The sequence below is a fragment of the Polaromonas sp. genome, assembly GCF_041689105.1.
Classification (GTDB): domain Bacteria; phylum Pseudomonadota; class Gammaproteobacteria; order Burkholderiales; family Burkholderiaceae_C; genus Polaromonas.
The window spans coordinates 1-2,158 of record NZ_JBDNGU010000208.1 but is presented as its reverse complement, the minus strand read 5'-3'; the positions used below and the strand labels follow the sequence as shown (position 1 = coordinate 2,158).

At 61.1% G+C, this 2,158-nt stretch carries 2 protein-coding genes and 1 pseudogene; all 3 read left to right on the top strand.

The window, feature by feature from the left end; translation table 11 throughout:
* Positions 1–1,264 (top strand): adenylosuccinate synthase (locus tag ACESMT_RS20405; RefSeq protein WP_372828428.1); only part of this gene is annotated, 1,264 nt, incomplete at its 5' end.
* Between the two features lie 79 nt (positions 1,265–1,343).
* On the top strand, positions 1,344–1,868 hold the full coding sequence (locus ACESMT_RS20400) for a phosphoribosyltransferase (RefSeq protein WP_372828427.1): 525 nt from the start codon (positions 1,344–1,346) through the stop codon (positions 1,866–1,868).
* Positions 1,869–2,028: 160 nt separating this feature from the next.
* A pseudogene (locus ACESMT_RS20395) lies at positions 2,029–2,158 on the top strand (IS3 family transposase); the annotation flags it as partial.

Sequence of the window (2,158 nt, the reverse complement as noted above, 5' to 3'; positions counted from 1 at the left end):
CAAGCTGGTGGACTGGCTGACCGAAAGCTCGCAAGGCGTGGTGCGTTTCCAGGGCGGCCACAACGCCGGCCACACGCTGGTGATCAACGGCATCAAGACCGCGCTGCACCTGATCCCCAGCGGCATCATGCGTCCGGGCGTGAAGTGTTATATCGGCAACGGGGTGGTGCTGTCGGCGACCAAGCTGTTCGAGGAGATCGAGGGCCTGGAAAAAGCCGGTGTCGAGGTGCGCTCGCGCCTGCGCATCAGCGAAGCCTGCCCGCTGATCCTGCCCTTCCATGTGGCCCTCGACGTGGCGCGTGAGACCCGCCGTGAAACCGGCGGTACCGTCAAGATTGGCACCACCGGCCGCGGCATCGGCCCGGCCTATGAAGACAAAATTGCCCGCCGCGCTCTGCGCGTGCAGGACCTGAAACACCCCGAGCGTTTTGCCGCCAAGCTGCGCGAACTGCTGGACCTGCACAACTTTGTGCTGACCGGTTACCTCAACGCGCCAGCCATCGAATTTCAACCCGTGTACGACGAGGCCATGCGCCACGCTGAACTGCTCAAGCCCATGATGGCCGACGTCTCGCGTGAGCTCAACGATGCCAACGCCGAGGGCGCCAACCTGCTGTTCGAGGGCGCGCAGGGCACGTTACTCGACGTGGATCACGGTACCTACCCGTTTGTCACTTCCAGCAACTGCGTGGCCGGTAACGCAGCCGCCGGCGCTGGTGTCGGCCCCGGCATGTTGCACTACATCCTGGGCATCACCAAGGCTTACTGCACACGCGTTGGAGGCGGCCCTTTCCCGACTGAGCTGGACTGGGAAACACCGGGCACGCCGGGTTACCATCTGAGCACGGTCGGCGCCGAAAAAGGCGTGACCACTGGTCGCAGTCGCCGCTGCGGCTGGTTTGACGCCGCGTTGCTCAAACGCTCGGCGCAGGTCAATGGCCTGTCCGGGCTGTGTATCACCAAGCTCGATGTGCTCGACGGCATCGAGAAGCTCGAACTGTGCACCGGCTACGAACTCGATGGCCGCGTCACCGACATCCTGCCCATGGGCGCCGAAGAAATCGCCAGTTGCAAGCCGATTTACGAAACCCTGCCGGGCTGGATCCAGAGCACGGTAGGCGTCACCGACTACGACAAACTGCCCGAGGCGGCGCAGCGTTACCTCAAACGCATCGAGGAAGTCACCGGCGTGCCTATCCACATGATCTCCACCAGCCCGGACCGCGACCACACCATCCTGCTGCGCGATCCATTCGCGGCTTGAATGTCCAAAATTCATAGTCAAATCGGCCTCCAGCCCTTTAGATACGGGCGCTATAAGCTATCAAATCAGGAGCAATTTCATGTTGACCGAAGACGGCAAACACCTTTACGTCAGTTACGACGAATACCACAACCTGATTGAAAAGCTGGCGATCAAGATCCACCAGTCGAGCTGGGAGTTCGACACCATCCTGTGTCTGGCGCGCGGCGGCATGCGCCCCGGTGACATCCTCTCGCGCATCTTCGACAAGCCGCTGGCCATCATGTCCACCAGCTCCTACCGCGCCGACTCTGGCACGGTGCAGGGCAACCTCGACATCGCACGGTTCATCACCACGCCCAAGGGCGAGATCGCTGGCAAGGTGTTGCTGGTGGATGACCTGGCTGACACCGGCCACACACTCAACGCCGTGATTAACCAACTGCGCAACAACTACAAGCCCATCACCGAGCTACGCAGCGCGGTGATCTGGACCAAAGGCGTGTCCACCTTCCAGCCCGACTACTCGGTTGAGTTTTTGCCGACCAATCCCTGGATTCATCAGCCTTTTGAAGGCTACGATGCGCTGCGGCCCGCGCAATTGATGGAGAAGTGGAAGATCTGAGGGGCTTTCATCAATCCAATTCCCGGGCGCATGGCGGCGTTGCGCGGTGCTCGGAATCTTTACGTACCTGAGTACGTTCCGGTGTGACCTGCCCCCCGTAACCCGTACCAGTTATTTTTCCAAGGAGTCCATCAACCCGGAGAATGATGGGCTGGCTGGCAAAGGCCAGCTCCAAGGAGCCGGTGACAAGCCAGTGAGCCCCGAACAAATGGAGCTGGCCCGACTGCGGGCTGAGCTGGCGCGGGTGAAGATGGAGCGCGACATCCTAGAAAAAGCGACGGCGTACTTTG